This is a genomic window from Sulfitobacter sp. PS-8MA (genome assembly GCF_040933935.1).
Classification (GTDB): domain Bacteria; phylum Pseudomonadota; class Alphaproteobacteria; order Rhodobacterales; family Rhodobacteraceae; genus Sulfitobacter.
In genome coordinates this window covers 643,266-656,563 of record NZ_JBFQYJ010000006.1, presented here as the reverse complement: position 1 = coordinate 656,563, position 13,298 = coordinate 643,266, and the positions used below count along the sequence as shown (strand labels likewise).

Below are 13,298 nucleotides of genomic sequence, written 5' to 3'. Positions count from 1 at the left end.
TCCCCTTTCCATGTGCCCCGGTGCGATAGCCCCCTGCGCGCCCCTTCCAACCAGATCTCACCGCCCCCCCGGTGACATGGCCCACCCCACTCCCGGAATCGCCCCGCCCGCGCCCAATTCTGGACACTTTCTGTGGTGACAAATGTCCCAAGGCGACATCCGCCACAGCCGCTTTGGCCCGATCCGCGGGCCGGGCCAGAAAGGTCAACGAAAATGACAGATGCACATCGCTCAGAGGCAAAGCTCCAGACCGCCCTGCCGGGCTTCTTGTACCGCTTTGCTCACAAAGAAGACGGCTCTATCACGATCTTCGCCGTCTTTCTGGTTCTTATCATGGTGCTGCTTGGCGGTGTCGGGGTCGACCTGATGCGCCATGAGCGCGAACGCTCAAGGGTGCAGGCCGTGGCCGACCGCGCGGTGCTGGCTGCCGCCGATCTGGATCAGACGCTCGACCCCGAAGAGGTGGCGCGCGACTATTTCAACAAGGCGGGCATGTCGGAATATGTTTCCTCTGTCGTGGTGGACGAAGGGCTTAACTACCGCCGGGTCACGGTCGATGCCTCGCGCAATCTCAACACCCTGTTCATGGACAACTTCGGCACGGATAAACTCTACGTGCCCGCGAAATCCACCGCCGAGGAAAAGATCAACAAAGTCGAAATCTCCATGGTGCTCGATATTTCCGGCTCCATGCGTGAGAACAACAAGATCAACAATCTACACAACGCCAGTGCGGTGTTCATCGATACGGTGCTCAAGCCCGAGAACGAAGACCTGATTTCGGTTTCCGTGGTCCCCTATACCGCGCAGGTCAACGTGGGAAAGAAGATCATGAGGAAACTCAACGTGGACCGGCTGCACAATTTTTCTTTCTGCGTCGATTTTGATGACAGCGAGTTTAAAGAGACCGCGATCAGCACCACCCGCAAATATGAGCATATGCAGCATTTCGAAGCGGGCTATAGCTGGAATGGCAAAGAATTTGCCAACCAGGATCGTTACAACAATATCGACAACCCCGGCTGCCCAAAGCGCAAATATGAAACGGTCTACCCGTTCTCGCAGAATGCCACCGCGCTGAAGAATCGCATCGCAAAGTTCCGTCCCCGTGCGAACACGTCGATCCATCTGGGGCTGAAATGGGGCGTGGCGCTGCTCGACCCGTCTTTCCAGGAGATCAACGAAACCGCTGGCGTCGATCCCGCCTTTCAGGGCCGGCCTGCTCCCTACCGCGATATCGACACGCTCAAGACCGTCATCTTGATGACGGATGGCATCAATGTGAGAACCCGTCGCCTTGTTGCCGAGGCCTATTCTCAAAAGGACTACCGCCGCCATTGGAGCGACTTCCCGCTGTACTATTGGCTTAACGAAAACGTTCGCTGGGAAGAGCGGCATAAATACTACTGGACCAAATACACGCCCACCCAGGCCGACAATCTGCTGGAAAACATCTGTGACGCCGCCAAAGCCAAGGGGATCGTGATCTGGTCCATCGGTTTTGAGGTCAACGACCATGGCGCCTCGGTGATGAAAGACTGTGCCTCTTCCGACAGCCATTTCTTTCGGGTCGAAGGGGCCGAGATCGTGGATGCTTTCGAAGCCATCGCCCGCCAGATCAATCAGTTGAGGCTGACCCAATGATACATGCCGCTGTCAAAGCCTGGCGCCGCTTTCGCGGCGATGAGGACGGCTCGACCATGCTGATCGAATTCGTCATCCTGGTGCCGCTGTTGTTCGCCGCGCTGATCATGTCCGTCGAGATGAGCGTCTATGCGATGCGCCATATGTTTCTGGACCGCGGTCTGGACATGACGGTGCGCTTCATCCGGCTCAACACCAATACGCCGATGACCCATGCCCAGATCAAGGACATGATCTGCGAAAGCTCGGGTTTTATCCAGAACTGCGACAGCACCCTGCGGCTTGAGATGATCCGCATCAACCCGCGCAACTTTGCCGCCTTCGATCAGGCCGCCGATTGCGTGGATACCTCCGAAGACCCCAAACCGGTGCGCGGTTGGTCCCTCGGGGTCGAGCATGAGATGATGATGCTGCGCGCCTGCGTCGGTTTCGAGCCGCTCTTTCCCACCACCGGGCTGGGCTATGCGCTGGACAAAGACGGGGCCGGCCGCGTCGCGATGATCTCTACCGCAGCCTTTGTACAGGAGCCGAACTGATGCGCCATCTTATCACCGCCCTGTCAAAATTCTCGCGCCGCGAAGCGGGCAGCATCACGCTGGAAACCGTGATCATCATGCCGGTGATCTTCTTTGCCTATCTGTCGATGTATTCGATCTTTGACGCCTACCGGATGTATAACCTCAACCAAAACGCGACCTATACCATCGGCGACGCCATCTCGCGCGAGACGCAGGCGATTGACCCCGACTACCTGCGCGGCATGCAGGGGTTGTTTGAGTATATGACCCGCGGCCAGGGCAAGACGGCGCTGCGCGTGACCTCGCTCTGGTATGATGAACCAAACAATCGCTATCATGTTGACTGGTCACAGGTGCGTGGCTGGGTGCCGCCGCTGACAAGCCGTAAGGTCCGGAACTGGCACAACAAATTGCCGGTCATGCCGAATAAGGAGCGGGTGACGCTGGTGGAGACTTGGCGCGACTTTGATCCGCTGTTCAAGACCGGGCTGGAACAGCGCGAGATTCACAATTTCGCCTTCACCCGCCCGCGCTATGCCCCGCGTACGGTCTGGTCTGACAGTTAACGGGCCTCAAATTTAACGGGCCTGACGCTCGGCCAACCGGGCCGAAATCATCTCCGCGATATATTTTGTCTCGCGTCCGGGCGTCATGCCCCCCACGCCAACCCGGCGGCCCAGACGCCACCACAGGCCCAAACGCCAGCCGCGTGGCTGGCGGACGCGGCTTTTGAGCAAGAAGCCATTCGAGGGTTTCATCGCGAAATAGCCCATCTCAATGCGCTCGATCTCCTCCAGCCGCAGGATCACCGTGCCATCCGCATCGCGCAGCAGCTCGGGGGTCAGCTCGATTGAACTGCCGGTCGAGCGGCGCATGAGTTCGGCCAGCGCGATAAAGGCCAGACCGAGCAGGATCAGTGCGACGCGCCAGCCTGCATCGACCGGCTGTGTCAGCGCCGCATGCAGCAGGACCGCCCCCAGCCCCACCAAGGAGATCAGCGCGACCACACGGCGCCCGGTCGAGGGTTTCGCCCGGGCGAGCACGTCGCCTGCTATCACTGTCTGGTCTTGCATCGGCGGCGTCCTCATCGCGGGCAGGACGGCGCGAGCGCGCTGCCGTCATTGATGGCCCTGCCCTAGCCTGACACTCTTGCAAGGGCAAGCGTCCTGCGGATCAGGGGCTCTCATGCGGGCGTCTGCCCCGGCCCCACGCCCTATCCTTCAGCTGCGTTTCCAATGCATCCGCATAGGCGCTGCGCTCCGCCGTGGACATCGCCCCCACCTGCGCCAGCCAGGCCGCATGGGCGGCGGTCTGCACGCTGGCAACCGCGTCGCTTTGGCGGGTCAGCACCGCCTGCGCCGCTGCCGGATCAAAAGGCTCCGCCCGCAAGGCCGCCAACATCTGCGCGTAATGCGCGCGCCGGGCCTGCCGGTTCAGATGCGGGGCTTGCTGCCCGGCGTGCATGTCGCGGTGCAAGGCGCGGCGGCGTTCTTGCGGCAGGGCCTGCACATAGGGCGTGGCATAGCTGCGCAGGCCGGGCAGATGGTCCCGCCCCGGCCCCATTCCTCTATGACGCCAAAGCGCGCCGCCGATGGCGCTGAGCACCAGCAGGTTCAGCGCCAGTGACAGGCCAAGCGCCCACCGCAGAAGGCGCCTGTTGCGCGGGGTCTTGCTGGATGTCACCTTAACTTCCCTCCATATCCCAACCATAGACGCCGATCAGCGCCCCGGTCTCATACTCGCTGCTCTCGGCCATGCTGATCTGCCCCGACACGATCTGCCCCGCAAGATCCGGCAGATTTGCTGGCGGCGCGACCCCGAGCCAGACGCCAACCGCCGCCGCCATCGCCAAACCGCCGACCCCGGCGGCCCCGCCCAGCAGCTGCCACAGCGCCCGGTGCCACGGGCGCGGCGCGGCGGGCATATGCGCCGCGGCATCCGCAAGGATACGCGCCTGCAAGCCCGCCGGCAGCGCTGGCGGTGTGGCCCGCGCCGCGGCAAAGAAATCTTCCAACCCGTCTGTGTCAAAATCCGTCATCTTCGAACCCCAATGCCTCCCGCTGCGCCGATAGCTGCGCTGCCAATGCCCTCTTGCCCCGTGCCGTTAGGCTCTCCACCGCCTCGATCCCGACCTCTAGTATCTCTGCAATCTCGGGGTTACCAAGCCCCTCGATATGGCGCAGCACCACCGCCTGGCGCTGCCGGTCGGGCAAGCGTGCCAAAGCGCGCTGCAAGGCATCCGCCCGTGCCGCCTGCTGTATCCTCTCTGCCGCCCCGGGTGCTGGATCGGCAGGCTCGGCCACCGCCTCCAACCCGCCCGGCACCGCGCCCGCATTGCGCCGCCGCAGACGGTCGGTGCAGAGGTTCGCCACCACCCGGTAGAGCCAGGTCGACACTTTGGCCTCGCCCCTGCGCCAGTCGGGGGCCTGACGCCAGAGCCGCAGCATCGCCTCTTGCGCCACATCCTCGGCCTCGGCCCGGTCGCCCAAGACCCGCAGCGCATGGCCGTGCAGCCGCGGCGCCAAACGGGCGGTCAACAACCGCGCGGCGGTGGCATCCCCGTTGGCGTAGCGCTGCAATAGCTCGGCATCCGCATCGCGCTGGTCGTCGGACAAATTCTGCATCCCGCTATGGCTAAGGCCCGGGCGCGCCACGTCAAGCGCGCCCGGACTTCACGCATTCCGATTCAGGATCAATCCTGCGCCGGTTTGTCATGGGCCTTGCCGTGCCGCATGCCATGATGACGGGCTTGCTTGAACTCTTCGGCGCTGAGGCTGCCGTTGCCGTCCTTGTCCAGACGCTCGACCATCTTGGCCGGGTCATGGCGGGCGGTCATTTCTTCCAGCGAGAGCTTGCCATCCTCATTGGCATCCATCCGCTCGATCATCTTCGCGCCGCCCATGCGGGCCTTTTTGCCGGCTTTGCCGTGGTGCTTGCCGCCCATGGCTTCCAACTCCGACGCATCAAGGCTGCCATTGCCGTCCGCGTCAAAGCGCTCCAGCATCTTCGCGGCCCGCTCTGCCCGGCGCGTATCGCCGGCGGCCTTAAGCTCTTCGCCGGTGACAAACCCATCGCCATCGGCGTCAACCTTGGCAAAACGCGCCTCGGCATGGGCCTGCATCTCGGCTTGGGTGATCTCACCGTTGCTGTCGGCGTCGAGGCGCTGGAAAAGCCCCTTGCCATCGCCGGGCTGCGCCGTGGCCGCTACGGCCCCAAAGGCCAGCAGGCCTGACAAAGCGGCGATCTTCATATTGGTACGGATGGTCATCGTGATACTCCACATTTTCTTGACGATCGTTTCACGCCTTGGCGCCGCGATCACAAGGTCAAACGCGGGGCGCGCAAACTTCCGTCGCATAAATTGCAAATTTCTTGGAAGGCGGCAGCCGCCCCTGCGCGACATGGCGCCGCAAGGGGCGCCACAGGGGTTTTCTTTTCGCAGCACCCGCGCCATTTAAGAGCCAACCAGAGGATGCCCCCCATGTCTCAACTGCAGCAAGCCACCCCCGACAGCGCGGATACCGCCGCCATAGACGACCGCCCGCGCCTGCCGGCGATGCTGCGCGGCTGGCGGGGCAAATGCCCCTCCTGCGGCGGCGGACAGCTGCTTTACGGCTATCTCAAGGTCAATGACGACTGCGCGGTCTGCCGGCAGGAATTCCACCACCACCGCGCCGATGACGGGCCCGCCTATCTGACCATTCTCTTTGTCGGCCATCTGCTGGCCCCGGCCCTGCACATCGCCTTTGTCGTCTGGCGGCCTGAGCCTTTGACGCTGTTCACGATTTTTGCGGTTGGCTGCACGGCGCTGTCCCTCTACCTTCTGCCCAGATTGAAGGGAGCCCTGATCGGCTTTCAATGGGCCAAGAAGATGGGCGGCTTCGGACGCGCCAGCTGACCGGCCTGCCCTTCGGCCCCTGACCGCCGGAGCATCGCCCGATGACCATCGACAAGACCAAAGTCCGCAACGCCGCCACGGTGATCGTGCTGCGCGACCGCCATGTCACGCCGCATATCCTGATGGGGCAACGCGGGGCCAAGGCGGCCTTCATGCCCAATAAATTCGTCTTTCCCGGCGGGGCGGTCGATGCCGGGGATGCTGAGGTGCCGCTGGCCGCCCCGGTCAATGACCTGTGCAACGGCAGGCTTTGCGACGATGCCGACCCGGCGCTGGCCCATGCCATTGCCGTCGCCGCCGTGCGCGAACTGTGGGAGGAAACCGGGCTGGTGCTGGGCCGCAAAGGCAGATGGGAAGGCGCGGTGCCGCCCGATTGGCAGACCTTCGCCGCCACCGGCCATCTGCCCGACGCCTCGGCGCTGCAGTTCGTCTTTCGCGCCCTGACGCCCCCCGGCCGCCCGCGGCGTTTCGACGCGCGGTTCTTTCTAGTGGATGCCGATGACCTTGCCAGCGATCCGGATGATTTCAGCGCCGCCTGTGATGAGCTGTCGCATCTGCAATGGGTGCCGCTGAGCCGGGCGCGGTCTTTCGACATGCCTTTCATCACCGAGGTTGTGCTGGCCGAAGTCGCCGCCCGCGCACGCGATACCAACCCGCCCGCCTCGGTGCCGTTTTTCAAGAACAACGACGAAGAGAGCCTGTTTCTGCGCCTGCATGGCCGCCCGATGCCGCGCTAGGTCACCAGGACCAGCATCACGATCGACGCGGCCAGCACCGTCATGCCAACCCATTCGCGGCGCGAGATCCGCTCGCGGAAAAACAGGGTAGCGGCGGCGACGCTCAGAATCAGCTCCACCTGCCCCAGAGCCTTCACATAGGCCGCGTTTTGCAGGGTGAATGCGATGAACCAGCAGAGCGATCCGCCCATGGACGTGAGCCCAATCCAGACCGCCACCCGCCGCGCCGCCCAGACCCGGCGCATCTGCCCCGGTTCGCGCAGGCGCAGCCAGACCGCCATGATCAGCGTCTGCATCAGCACCACCGCCGCCAGTGTCACCCCGGCGCGCAGGAGCGGATCATCCGAGACCACGGCGAGCGACGCGCCCCGGTAGCAGACCGCCGAGATTGCAAAGAGAAACCCCGAGGCAATGCCCAGCCCCGCCGCGCGGTTGCGCAGGTCGGCCAAGCGCAGCCCCTTGGCCTCGGCCCCGCCCGAGAGGAGCAACAGCCCCAGCACCCCAAGGGCGATGGCGGCAAAGCCCAGGGCCGTGACCCCTTCGCCCAACACGATCCAGCCCATCAGCACGGTCTGGATCACCTCGGTTTTCTTGAACGTGATGCCCACCGCGAAATTGCGCTGTTTGAACAAGAGCACCACACAGACCGTCGCCATGATCTGCGCGGTGCCGCCCAGCAGCCCATAGAGCCAAAAGCCCGGCGTCAGCGGCGGCAGCGCCTGCCCGCTGAGGCTCAGGTAGATTGGCAGCAGCAGGGCCACGAAAGGCGCGGAATAGAGAAACCGCGCAAAGGTCGCCCCACCTGCCGACAGCCGATCGGTCGCCAGATGCTTTTGCAGCATGAAACGCCCGGTTTGAAACACGGCGGCGGCAAGGGTGACGAGGATCCACAGATCGGGCGCGAAAAGACTGGTCATACCCGCCTATAGGCCGAAGTCCGGCAGCTTTGCCAGTGCCTTAGCCCCTCAGCGCCGGATTTGCAGCGCGCCTATGTCATAACCGTTGAAGTCCAAAATCTGCTGCGCCGCCGCGATACGGTCCGCGCCGCCGCTTGCCTCGCGGTCCAGAATCCAGCCATAGCGCCCGTCCGGCGCGCCGATCACGGCGGTCCGAAACCCCTCATCGACCCAGAGCACCCAAAGCGCCTTTTCAGCCCCGCCCTGCCTGGCCCGCAGCTTATAGCGCCCCGGCCCCTGCTCGCTCGCCTCCCATAGAACGCGCCGAGGGGCACAAAGACCCGTGGCATCGCAAGATTGCCGATGTTCGACAAAGCTCGGCCCCTGCCGCGCGAAACGCACCGCCTGAAGATCGCCATCGCCCGGAAAGGCCGCGCGGACCTGCCAGTCCCCCGCAAACCGCGCGGCATCATATCGGCTGGTCGCCCCGATCAGCGCCGCCGGATCGCGAAACCCCTCCTGCGGCGGCGCGGTGTTGCAGGCCGCCAGCGTGCCGAGCAGGACCAGGGCAAGCGTCTGACGCGCCCTTTGGGACCAGGGTCGGCCCATCAAAAGGGCATCGGCTGGGCTTTATGCACCCGATCGAGGTCGGCCATGACCTCATCGCTCAACGTCAGATCCGCCCCGCCCAAAGCAATCTCCAACTGCTCAAGGCTCGTCGCCCCAAAGATCACCGACCCCATGAAAGGCCGTGTGTCGCACCAAGCCAGCGCCATCTGTGCGGGGTTCAGCCCATGTTTCTCGGCCACCTCAAGATAGGCCGCCACCGCTTCAAACGCACGCGGGGTCGCGCGGCCGCCAAGGTCTTCGTTGATCGACAGGCGCGAACCCTGCGGCACCGCGCCGCCCTGATATTTGCCGGTCAGCAGCCCCGTGGCCAGCGGCGAAAAGGCCAGCATGTCGATCTGCTCATTCACGCAGGTCTCGGCCACATCGGTATCGGCCAGACGGCACAGCAGCGAATATTCGTTCTGCACCGAGACCGGACGCGGCCCGCCCACGCGCTCGGCCACCGCGGCCCATTGGGTCAGCCCCCAAGCGCTTTCATTGCTCAGGCCAAAGGCCCGGATCGTGCCGCGCTCAACCTCGCGCTGCAGCGCGCCCAGCGCATCCTCCATATGGGCCATGGTCTCGGCCCGGTTCTGACCGGAGGGGTCGTAGTGCCAGTTCTTGCGGAACATATAGCTGCCCCGGTTGGGCCAGTGGAATTGGTAAAGATCGATGTAATCTGTCTGCAACCGCTTCAGCGAGCCTTCGATCGCCTCGGGGATCGTCTTGGAGGTGATCGGCGCCCCGTTCCGCGCGTGCTGCATCCCCTCGCCCGAATGTTTGCTGGCCAGCACCACCTCGGCGCGGCGGTTGTCGCGGGCGAACCACTGGCCGATGATCTCTTCGGTCCGGCCCACAGTCTCGGCGCGTACGGGGTTCACCGGATACATCTCTGCGGTGTCGATAAAGTTGATCCCCGCCTCCAGCGCGCGGTCGATCTGGGCATGGCCCTCTTCGGCCGTGTTCTGGCTGCCCCAGGTCATCGAGCCCAGACAGAAATGCGAGACGTCGATATCGCTGCTGCCAAGTTTCTTCATCTTCATGCCGGGGGTCCTTATCTGTGATTTGCCCGCACCCTAGCCGCCTGCCGCGCCTTCGCAAGGGTCTTTCACTTGGCGCTTTGCGTCGCCCTCCCGCAAAAGCGCAGATCACATGCTTTGGCCCTTCCGTTCGCCCCCCAATCGGCCCAATGTGCGCCCATGCGCCTGCTGATTTCCTTTGCCGCTTTATTTTTCTCGGTCATCCTGCTGCAACTCTCTACCGGAGGTGTGGGGCCGCTCGACGTGCTCTCGGGCCTGCAACTCGACTTCTCGCGGCAAGAGATCGGGATGCTCGGCTCGGCGCATTTCCTCGGCTTCTTCATCGGCTGCTGGTGGGCGCCGCGGCTGATGGGCAGCGTCGGCCACAGCCGCGCCTTTGCCGCTTTCACCGCGGCGGGGGCCATCGGGCTGATGGCGCATATGATGGTGGTTGACCCCTATGCCTGGGCGCTGATGCGCGTGGCTTCGGGGATGTGTGTCGCGGGCTGCTATACGGTGATCGAGGCCTGGATGCAGGCCAAGGTCACCAATGCAACCCGTGGGCGCACGATGGGGGTCTACCGGGTGGTCGACATGAGCGGCTCGCTCGCCGCGCAGTTGATCGTCGGCGTGCTGGCCCCGGCGTCTTATGTCTCCTACAACCTGCTCGCCATCGGCTGCTGCGCGGCACTGCTGCCGCTGACCCTCACCAAAGTCCGCCCGCCCGAAACCCCAAGCCAGCCGCGCCTGCGCCCGCGTCTGGCCTTTGACCGCTCGCCCCTTGCCGCCGCAGGCGTCGTGGTGGCGGCGGTCTCCAGCGCGTCTTTCCGCATGGTCGGCCCGATCTATGGCGAAGAGGTCGGGCTCACCGCTCCGCAGATCGCCTGGTTTCTCGCCGCCTTCGTGCTGGGCGGCGCCTTGGCGCAATATCCGGTGGGGATGCTGGCCGATAAATTCGACCGCCGCTCGGTGTTGATCTGGCTTTCCGTCGCGGCGATGGGCGGCTGTGCCGTCACGGTCATGGCGGCAGGCTATGGCACGGCGGGGATCATGCTCTCGGCGGGGCTCTTTGGGGCCACGACCTTTCCGATCTACTCCGTCTCTGCCGCACATGCGCATGACTTTGCCAATTCCGATGAGCGTGTCGAGCTTTCGGCGGCGCTCATGTTCTTCTTTGCCCTGGGCGCCATCGGCGCGCCCTATCTGGCCTCGGTGCTGATCGAAGCCTTTGGCGCGGCGGCGCTGTTTTCGATGGTCGCCGTGGCGCATGGGGTGCTGGTGATCTTTGGCCTTGCCCGGATGCGCGCCCGCCCGACCCGGACCGAGCGGACACCCTATGTCTATGCCCCGCGCACGACATTCCTGATCGGGCGGCTGCTGGGCCGGGCGCGGGACCGCAAATAGGCGCACCCCGTCTTTTGCTGGCAACGGCCCAGCCCTTGCGATATGGCTGCGCCAAGCACCGGGAATATAGATATGACACGCCACCTCATCACCTCCGCCATCCCCTATATCAACGGGATCAAACATCTGGGCAATCTCGTGGGCAGCCAGCTGCCCGCCGACCTCTACGCGCGCTATCTGCGCGGTCGCGGGCAGGAGGTGCTGTTCCTCTGCGCCACCGACGAGCATGGCACCCCTGCCGAACTGGCCGCGGCCAAGGCGGGCAAGCCGGTCGCGGAATATTGCGCCGAGATGTATGCCGTGCAGGCCCGCATCGCCGAGGGCTTCGGCCTCAGCTTCGACCACTTTGGCCGCTCCTCCAGCCCGCAAAACCACAAGCTGACCCAGCATTTCGCCGGCGCGCTGGCGGATCAGGGGCTGATCGAAGAGGTCTCGCAACGCCAGATCTACTCCCCCACCGACGGGCGCTTTCTGCCGGATCGCTATGTCGAAGGCACCTGCCCCAATTGCGGTTTCGAGGATGCACGCGGCGATCAATGCGACAATTGCACCAAGCAGCTCGACCCCGAAGACCTGATCAACCCGCGCTCGACCATCTCCGGCGCGACCGATCTGGAAATGCGCGAGACCAAGCATCTCTTTCTCAAGCAAAGCCAGCTCAAGGACGAGTTGGACGCTTGGATCGACAGCAAGACCGACTGGCCGGTGCTGACCACCTCCATCGCCAAGAAATGGCTGCATGACGGCGACGGGCTGCAAGACCGCGGCATCACCCGCGACCTGAGCTGGGGCGTGCCGGTGAAACGCGGCGATCAGGACTGGCCGGGCATGGAGGGCAAGGTTTTCTACGTCTGGTTCGACGCGCCGATCGAATATATCGCCTGCGCGCAGGAATGGGTCGACGCGGGCAAAGGCAGCGATTGGGAAAGCTGGTGGCGCATGGACAAGGGCGCCGAGGACGTGCGCTATACCCAGTTCATGGGCAAGGACAACGTGCCCTTCCACACGCTGAGCTTTCCGGCCACGATCAAGGGTTCGGGCGAGCCCTGGAAGCTGGTGGATTACATCAAGTCTTTCAACTACTTGACCTATGACGGCGGGCAATTCTCCACCTCGCGCGGGCGCGGCGTGTTCATGGATCAGGCGCTGGAAATCCTGCCCGCGGACTATTGGCGCTGGTGGCTTCTGAGCCATGCGCCAGAGACCTCGGATGCGGAATTCACCTGGGAAAACTTCCAAGCCTCGGTGAACAAGGATCTGGCCGATGTGCTGGGCAATTTCATCAGCCGGATCACCAAATTCTGCCGCTCCAAATTCGGCGAAGCGGTGCCGGAAGCCGGAGACTATGGCGCGGCCGAAGAGGCGCTGATCGCCGACATCACCGCCCGCGTGGCCCGTTATGAGACCCTGATGGACGCGATGGAAGTGCGCAAATCCGCCGCCGAATTGCGTGGCATCTGGGCGGCGGGCAACGAATATCTGCAAGCGCAGGCCCCTTGGACCACCTTCAAGACCGACCCCGACAAGGCCGCGGCCCAGGTGCGGTTGGCTCTGAACCTGATCCCGCTCTACGCGGTGCTTTCGGCCCCGTTCATCCCCACCGCGGCAGCCTCCATGCTTGACGCGATGAAGGTTTCTGACATGCCTTGGCCGGACGACGTGCCTGCGGCTCTGGGCAAGCTCCCGGCTGGTCATGGCTTTGAAGTCCCCGAGGTGCTTTTTGCCAAGATCAGCGATGACGACCGGGAAACATGGTCCGAACGGTTCGCGGGCAAGCGCGACTAGGCGCTTGATGCGGGCGGTCTGCGCTGTGGGGTCGCGGCCCCGACCGCCCGTTTCATTCGACTTGACGCGGGCGGTCCGGCGCTTTTGTTGGTGAAAACCGCCTCAAACGCCCGCCCCTCAGCCTCCCCTGAAGAGGCCAAGACCGTGCCGCCTATGACAGGCGCGATCACCGGTCCGGGCATCAGAGCCTGCGTCCATGTCGGTCACTTCTGCCCCGAGAAACAGGATGCCTCGAACAGCACCCTCCGGCCCTATCACCGGGGTAAAGCTGCCTTCGATAATCCGTGCGCCCGCCTCATTTGGATGCATTTCAAACCGCCCCTGCACCGACGCCCCATCTTGGAGAGTGCGCAGCACGGCAGCGATGGGCCGCTGGTCGATCAGATTGGCTCCGAAAAGCTGGCCGATCTCCTGCCCAATCAGGCAATCGCCCAGACCATTGGTCACACCACAGGCCATCTCATTCGCTTCGCGGACCCGACCTTCCGCGACAAATTCAACGCGGATTTGAGCGCCCCCGTTGCACAGCCCCGCGTTGCGCTCATCTACCCTCCGGTCGGCCCCAATACCATGACCGCCTGCATCGCCGGCCTGGCTGATCTTAATGCGCAGCCCCCGGCCCCCGCTACGGGCCAGCAGCGACGGCGTCTGACAGGGTGTTTCCAAACGCATCAAAAGATTGCGCCATCGGGTCCATCTCATCCTACCCGTCTCTATGCGCGTTGCGCGCGCCATCCCTGCCCGCCGCGATCCGCCTCGGCCCGCCACGGGCAGCCAGCGCGGTCTGA

16 protein-coding genes are annotated in these 13,298 nt (G+C 64.0%); 7 read left to right on the top strand and 9 right to left on the bottom strand.

Annotation, left to right across the window (positions count from 1 at the left end):
- Positions 1–213: 213 nt before the first annotated feature.
- Genes AB4M76_RS07115 through AB4M76_RS07105 form a run of 3 tightly spaced genes read left to right on the top strand, consistent with a single transcriptional unit; the run spans position 214 to position 2,728 of the window.
- Entirely contained in the window at positions 214–1,644 is a 1,431-nt protein-coding gene (locus AB4M76_RS07115; RefSeq protein WP_368441098.1) for a TadE/TadG family type IV pilus assembly protein, read from the top strand.
- Positions 1,641–2,180 (top strand): TadE/TadG family type IV pilus assembly protein, encoded by a 540-nt coding sequence (locus AB4M76_RS07110; RefSeq protein ID WP_368441097.1) that lies wholly within the window; start codon positions 1,641–1,643, stop codon positions 2,178–2,180. Before AB4M76_RS07115 ends, AB4M76_RS07110 begins: the two co-directional genes overlap by 4 nt.
- Positions 2,180–2,728: a TadE/TadG family type IV pilus assembly protein gene (locus tag AB4M76_RS07105; protein ID WP_368441096.1), complete on the top strand. Its 549-nt coding sequence runs from the start codon at positions 2,180–2,182 to the stop codon at positions 2,726–2,728. Before AB4M76_RS07110 ends, AB4M76_RS07105 begins: the two co-directional genes overlap by 1 nt.
- Positions 2,729–2,740: 12 nt before the next feature.
- On the opposite strand, the gene AB4M76_RS07100 is transcribed toward AB4M76_RS07105, so the two are convergent.
- From AB4M76_RS07100 to AB4M76_RS07080, 5 genes are all read right to left on the bottom strand, one after another.
- The gene (locus tag AB4M76_RS07100) at positions 2,741–3,235 is read right to left on the bottom strand and encodes a hypothetical protein (RefSeq protein WP_368441095.1); all 495 of its coding nucleotides are present in this window, start codon (positions 3,233–3,235) and stop codon (positions 2,741–2,743) included.
- A 100-nt stretch (positions 3,236–3,335) separates the two neighbouring features.
- The gene (locus tag AB4M76_RS07095) at positions 3,336–3,845 is read right to left on the bottom strand and encodes a periplasmic heavy metal sensor (protein ID WP_368441094.1); all 510 of its coding nucleotides are present in this window, start codon (positions 3,843–3,845) and stop codon (positions 3,336–3,338) included.
- 1 nt (position 3,846) lies between these two features.
- Positions 3,847–4,200, bottom strand: coding sequence for a hypothetical protein (locus tag AB4M76_RS07090; protein WP_368441092.1), 354 nt, complete (start codon positions 4,198–4,200; stop codon positions 3,847–3,849).
- Positions 4,187–4,786 (bottom strand): RNA polymerase sigma factor, encoded by a 600-nt coding sequence (locus AB4M76_RS07085; RefSeq protein ID WP_368441091.1) that lies wholly within the window; start codon positions 4,784–4,786, stop codon positions 4,187–4,189. Before AB4M76_RS07085 ends, AB4M76_RS07090 begins: the two co-directional genes overlap by 14 nt.
- 68 nt (positions 4,787–4,854) lie before the next feature.
- The gene (locus tag AB4M76_RS07080; protein WP_368441090.1) at positions 4,855–5,430 is read right to left on the bottom strand and encodes an EF-hand domain-containing protein; all 576 of its coding nucleotides are present in this window, start codon (positions 5,428–5,430) and stop codon (positions 4,855–4,857) included.
- A 213-nt stretch (positions 5,431–5,643) separates the two neighbouring features.
- On the opposite strand from AB4M76_RS07080, the gene AB4M76_RS07075 reads away from it, so the two are divergent.
- Positions 5,644–6,060 (top strand): DUF983 domain-containing protein, encoded by a 417-nt coding sequence (locus tag AB4M76_RS07075; RefSeq protein ID WP_368441089.1) that lies wholly within the window; start codon positions 5,644–5,646, stop codon positions 6,058–6,060.
- Positions 6,061–6,101: 41 nt separating this feature from the next.
- Positions 6,102–6,797: a DNA mismatch repair protein MutT gene (locus tag AB4M76_RS07070; RefSeq protein WP_368441088.1), complete on the top strand. Its 696-nt coding sequence runs from the start codon at positions 6,102–6,104 to the stop codon at positions 6,795–6,797.
- Here the strand turns inward: AB4M76_RS07070 and AB4M76_RS07065 are convergent.
- The 3 genes from AB4M76_RS07065 to AB4M76_RS07055 are packed head-to-tail and all read right to left on the bottom strand — an operon-like array spanning position 6,794 to position 9,345.
- Positions 6,794–7,714, bottom strand: coding sequence for an EamA family transporter (locus tag AB4M76_RS07065; protein WP_368441087.1), 921 nt, complete (start codon positions 7,712–7,714; stop codon positions 6,794–6,796). The two genes, AB4M76_RS07070 and AB4M76_RS07065, sit on opposite strands and share 4 nt — an antisense overlap.
- Positions 7,715–7,762: 48 nt before the next feature.
- Positions 7,763–8,302 carry a lipocalin family protein gene (locus AB4M76_RS07060; protein WP_368441086.1) on the bottom strand — a complete coding sequence of 180 codons (540 nt, stop codon included), beginning with the start codon at positions 8,300–8,302 and terminating at the stop codon, positions 7,763–7,765.
- Entirely contained in the window at positions 8,302–9,345 is a 1,044-nt protein-coding gene (locus AB4M76_RS07055) for an aldo/keto reductase (protein WP_368441085.1), read from the bottom strand. The genes AB4M76_RS07060 and AB4M76_RS07055 overlap by 1 nt, the downstream gene beginning before the upstream one ends.
- Before the next feature lie 156 nt (positions 9,346–9,501).
- Here AB4M76_RS07055 and AB4M76_RS07050 point away from each other — a divergent pair, with 156 nt between their 5' ends.
- Positions 9,502–10,725: an MFS transporter gene (locus AB4M76_RS07050; protein ID WP_368441084.1), complete on the top strand. Its 1,224-nt coding sequence runs from the start codon at positions 9,502–9,504 to the stop codon at positions 10,723–10,725.
- A 72-nt stretch (positions 10,726–10,797) separates the two neighbouring features.
- Entirely contained in the window at positions 10,798–12,510 is a 1,713-nt protein-coding gene (metG, locus tag AB4M76_RS07045) for a methionine--tRNA ligase (RefSeq protein ID WP_368441083.1), read from the top strand.
- 117 nt (positions 12,511–12,627) lie between these two features.
- Here metG and AB4M76_RS07040 read toward each other — a convergent pair whose 3' ends face one another.
- The gene (locus AB4M76_RS07040) at positions 12,628–13,212 is read right to left on the bottom strand and encodes a PAS domain-containing protein (RefSeq protein ID WP_368441082.1); all 585 of its coding nucleotides are present in this window, start codon (positions 13,210–13,212) and stop codon (positions 12,628–12,630) included.
- Between the last annotated feature and the right edge of the window lie 86 nt (positions 13,213–13,298).

Coding starts and splice junctions, on each gene's coding strand:
- AB4M76_RS07100 (WP_368441095.1), bottom strand. CDS start 3,235: ATGCAAGACCAGACAGTGATAGCAGGCGACGTGCTCGCCCGGGCGAAA.
- AB4M76_RS07040 (WP_368441082.1), bottom strand. CDS start 13,212: ATGAGATGGACCCGATGGCGCAATCTTTTGATGCGTTTGGAAACACCC.
- AB4M76_RS07055 (WP_368441085.1), bottom strand. CDS start 9,345: ATGAAGATGAAGAAACTTGGCAGCAGCGATATCGACGTCTCGCATTTC.
- AB4M76_RS07065 (WP_368441087.1), bottom strand. CDS start 7,714: ATGACCAGTCTTTTCGCGCCCGATCTGTGGATCCTCGTCACCCTTGCC.
- AB4M76_RS07115 (WP_368441098.1), top strand. CDS start 214: ATGACAGATGCACATCGCTCAGAGGCAAAGCTCCAGACCGCCCTGCCG.
- AB4M76_RS07060 (WP_368441086.1), bottom strand. CDS start 8,302: ATGGGCCGACCCTGGTCCCAAAGGGCGCGTCAGACGCTTGCCCTGGTC.
- AB4M76_RS07075 (WP_368441089.1), top strand. CDS start 5,644: ATGTCTCAACTGCAGCAAGCCACCCCCGACAGCGCGGATACCGCCGCC.
- metG (WP_368441083.1), top strand. CDS start 10,798: ATGACACGCCACCTCATCACCTCCGCCATCCCCTATATCAACGGGATC.
- AB4M76_RS07085 (WP_368441091.1), bottom strand. CDS start 4,786: ATGCAGAATTTGTCCGACGACCAGCGCGATGCGGATGCCGAGCTATTG.
- AB4M76_RS07105 (WP_368441096.1), top strand. CDS start 2,180: ATGCGCCATCTTATCACCGCCCTGTCAAAATTCTCGCGCCGCGAAGCG.
- AB4M76_RS07070 (WP_368441088.1), top strand. CDS start 6,102: ATGACCATCGACAAGACCAAAGTCCGCAACGCCGCCACGGTGATCGTG.
- AB4M76_RS07050 (WP_368441084.1), top strand. CDS start 9,502: ATGCGCCTGCTGATTTCCTTTGCCGCTTTATTTTTCTCGGTCATCCTG.
- AB4M76_RS07090 (WP_368441092.1), bottom strand. CDS start 4,200: ATGACGGATTTTGACACAGACGGGTTGGAAGATTTCTTTGCCGCGGCG.
- AB4M76_RS07080 (WP_368441090.1), bottom strand. CDS start 5,430: ATGACCATCCGTACCAATATGAAGATCGCCGCTTTGTCAGGCCTGCTG.
- AB4M76_RS07110 (WP_368441097.1), top strand. CDS start 1,641: ATGATACATGCCGCTGTCAAAGCCTGGCGCCGCTTTCGCGGCGATGAG.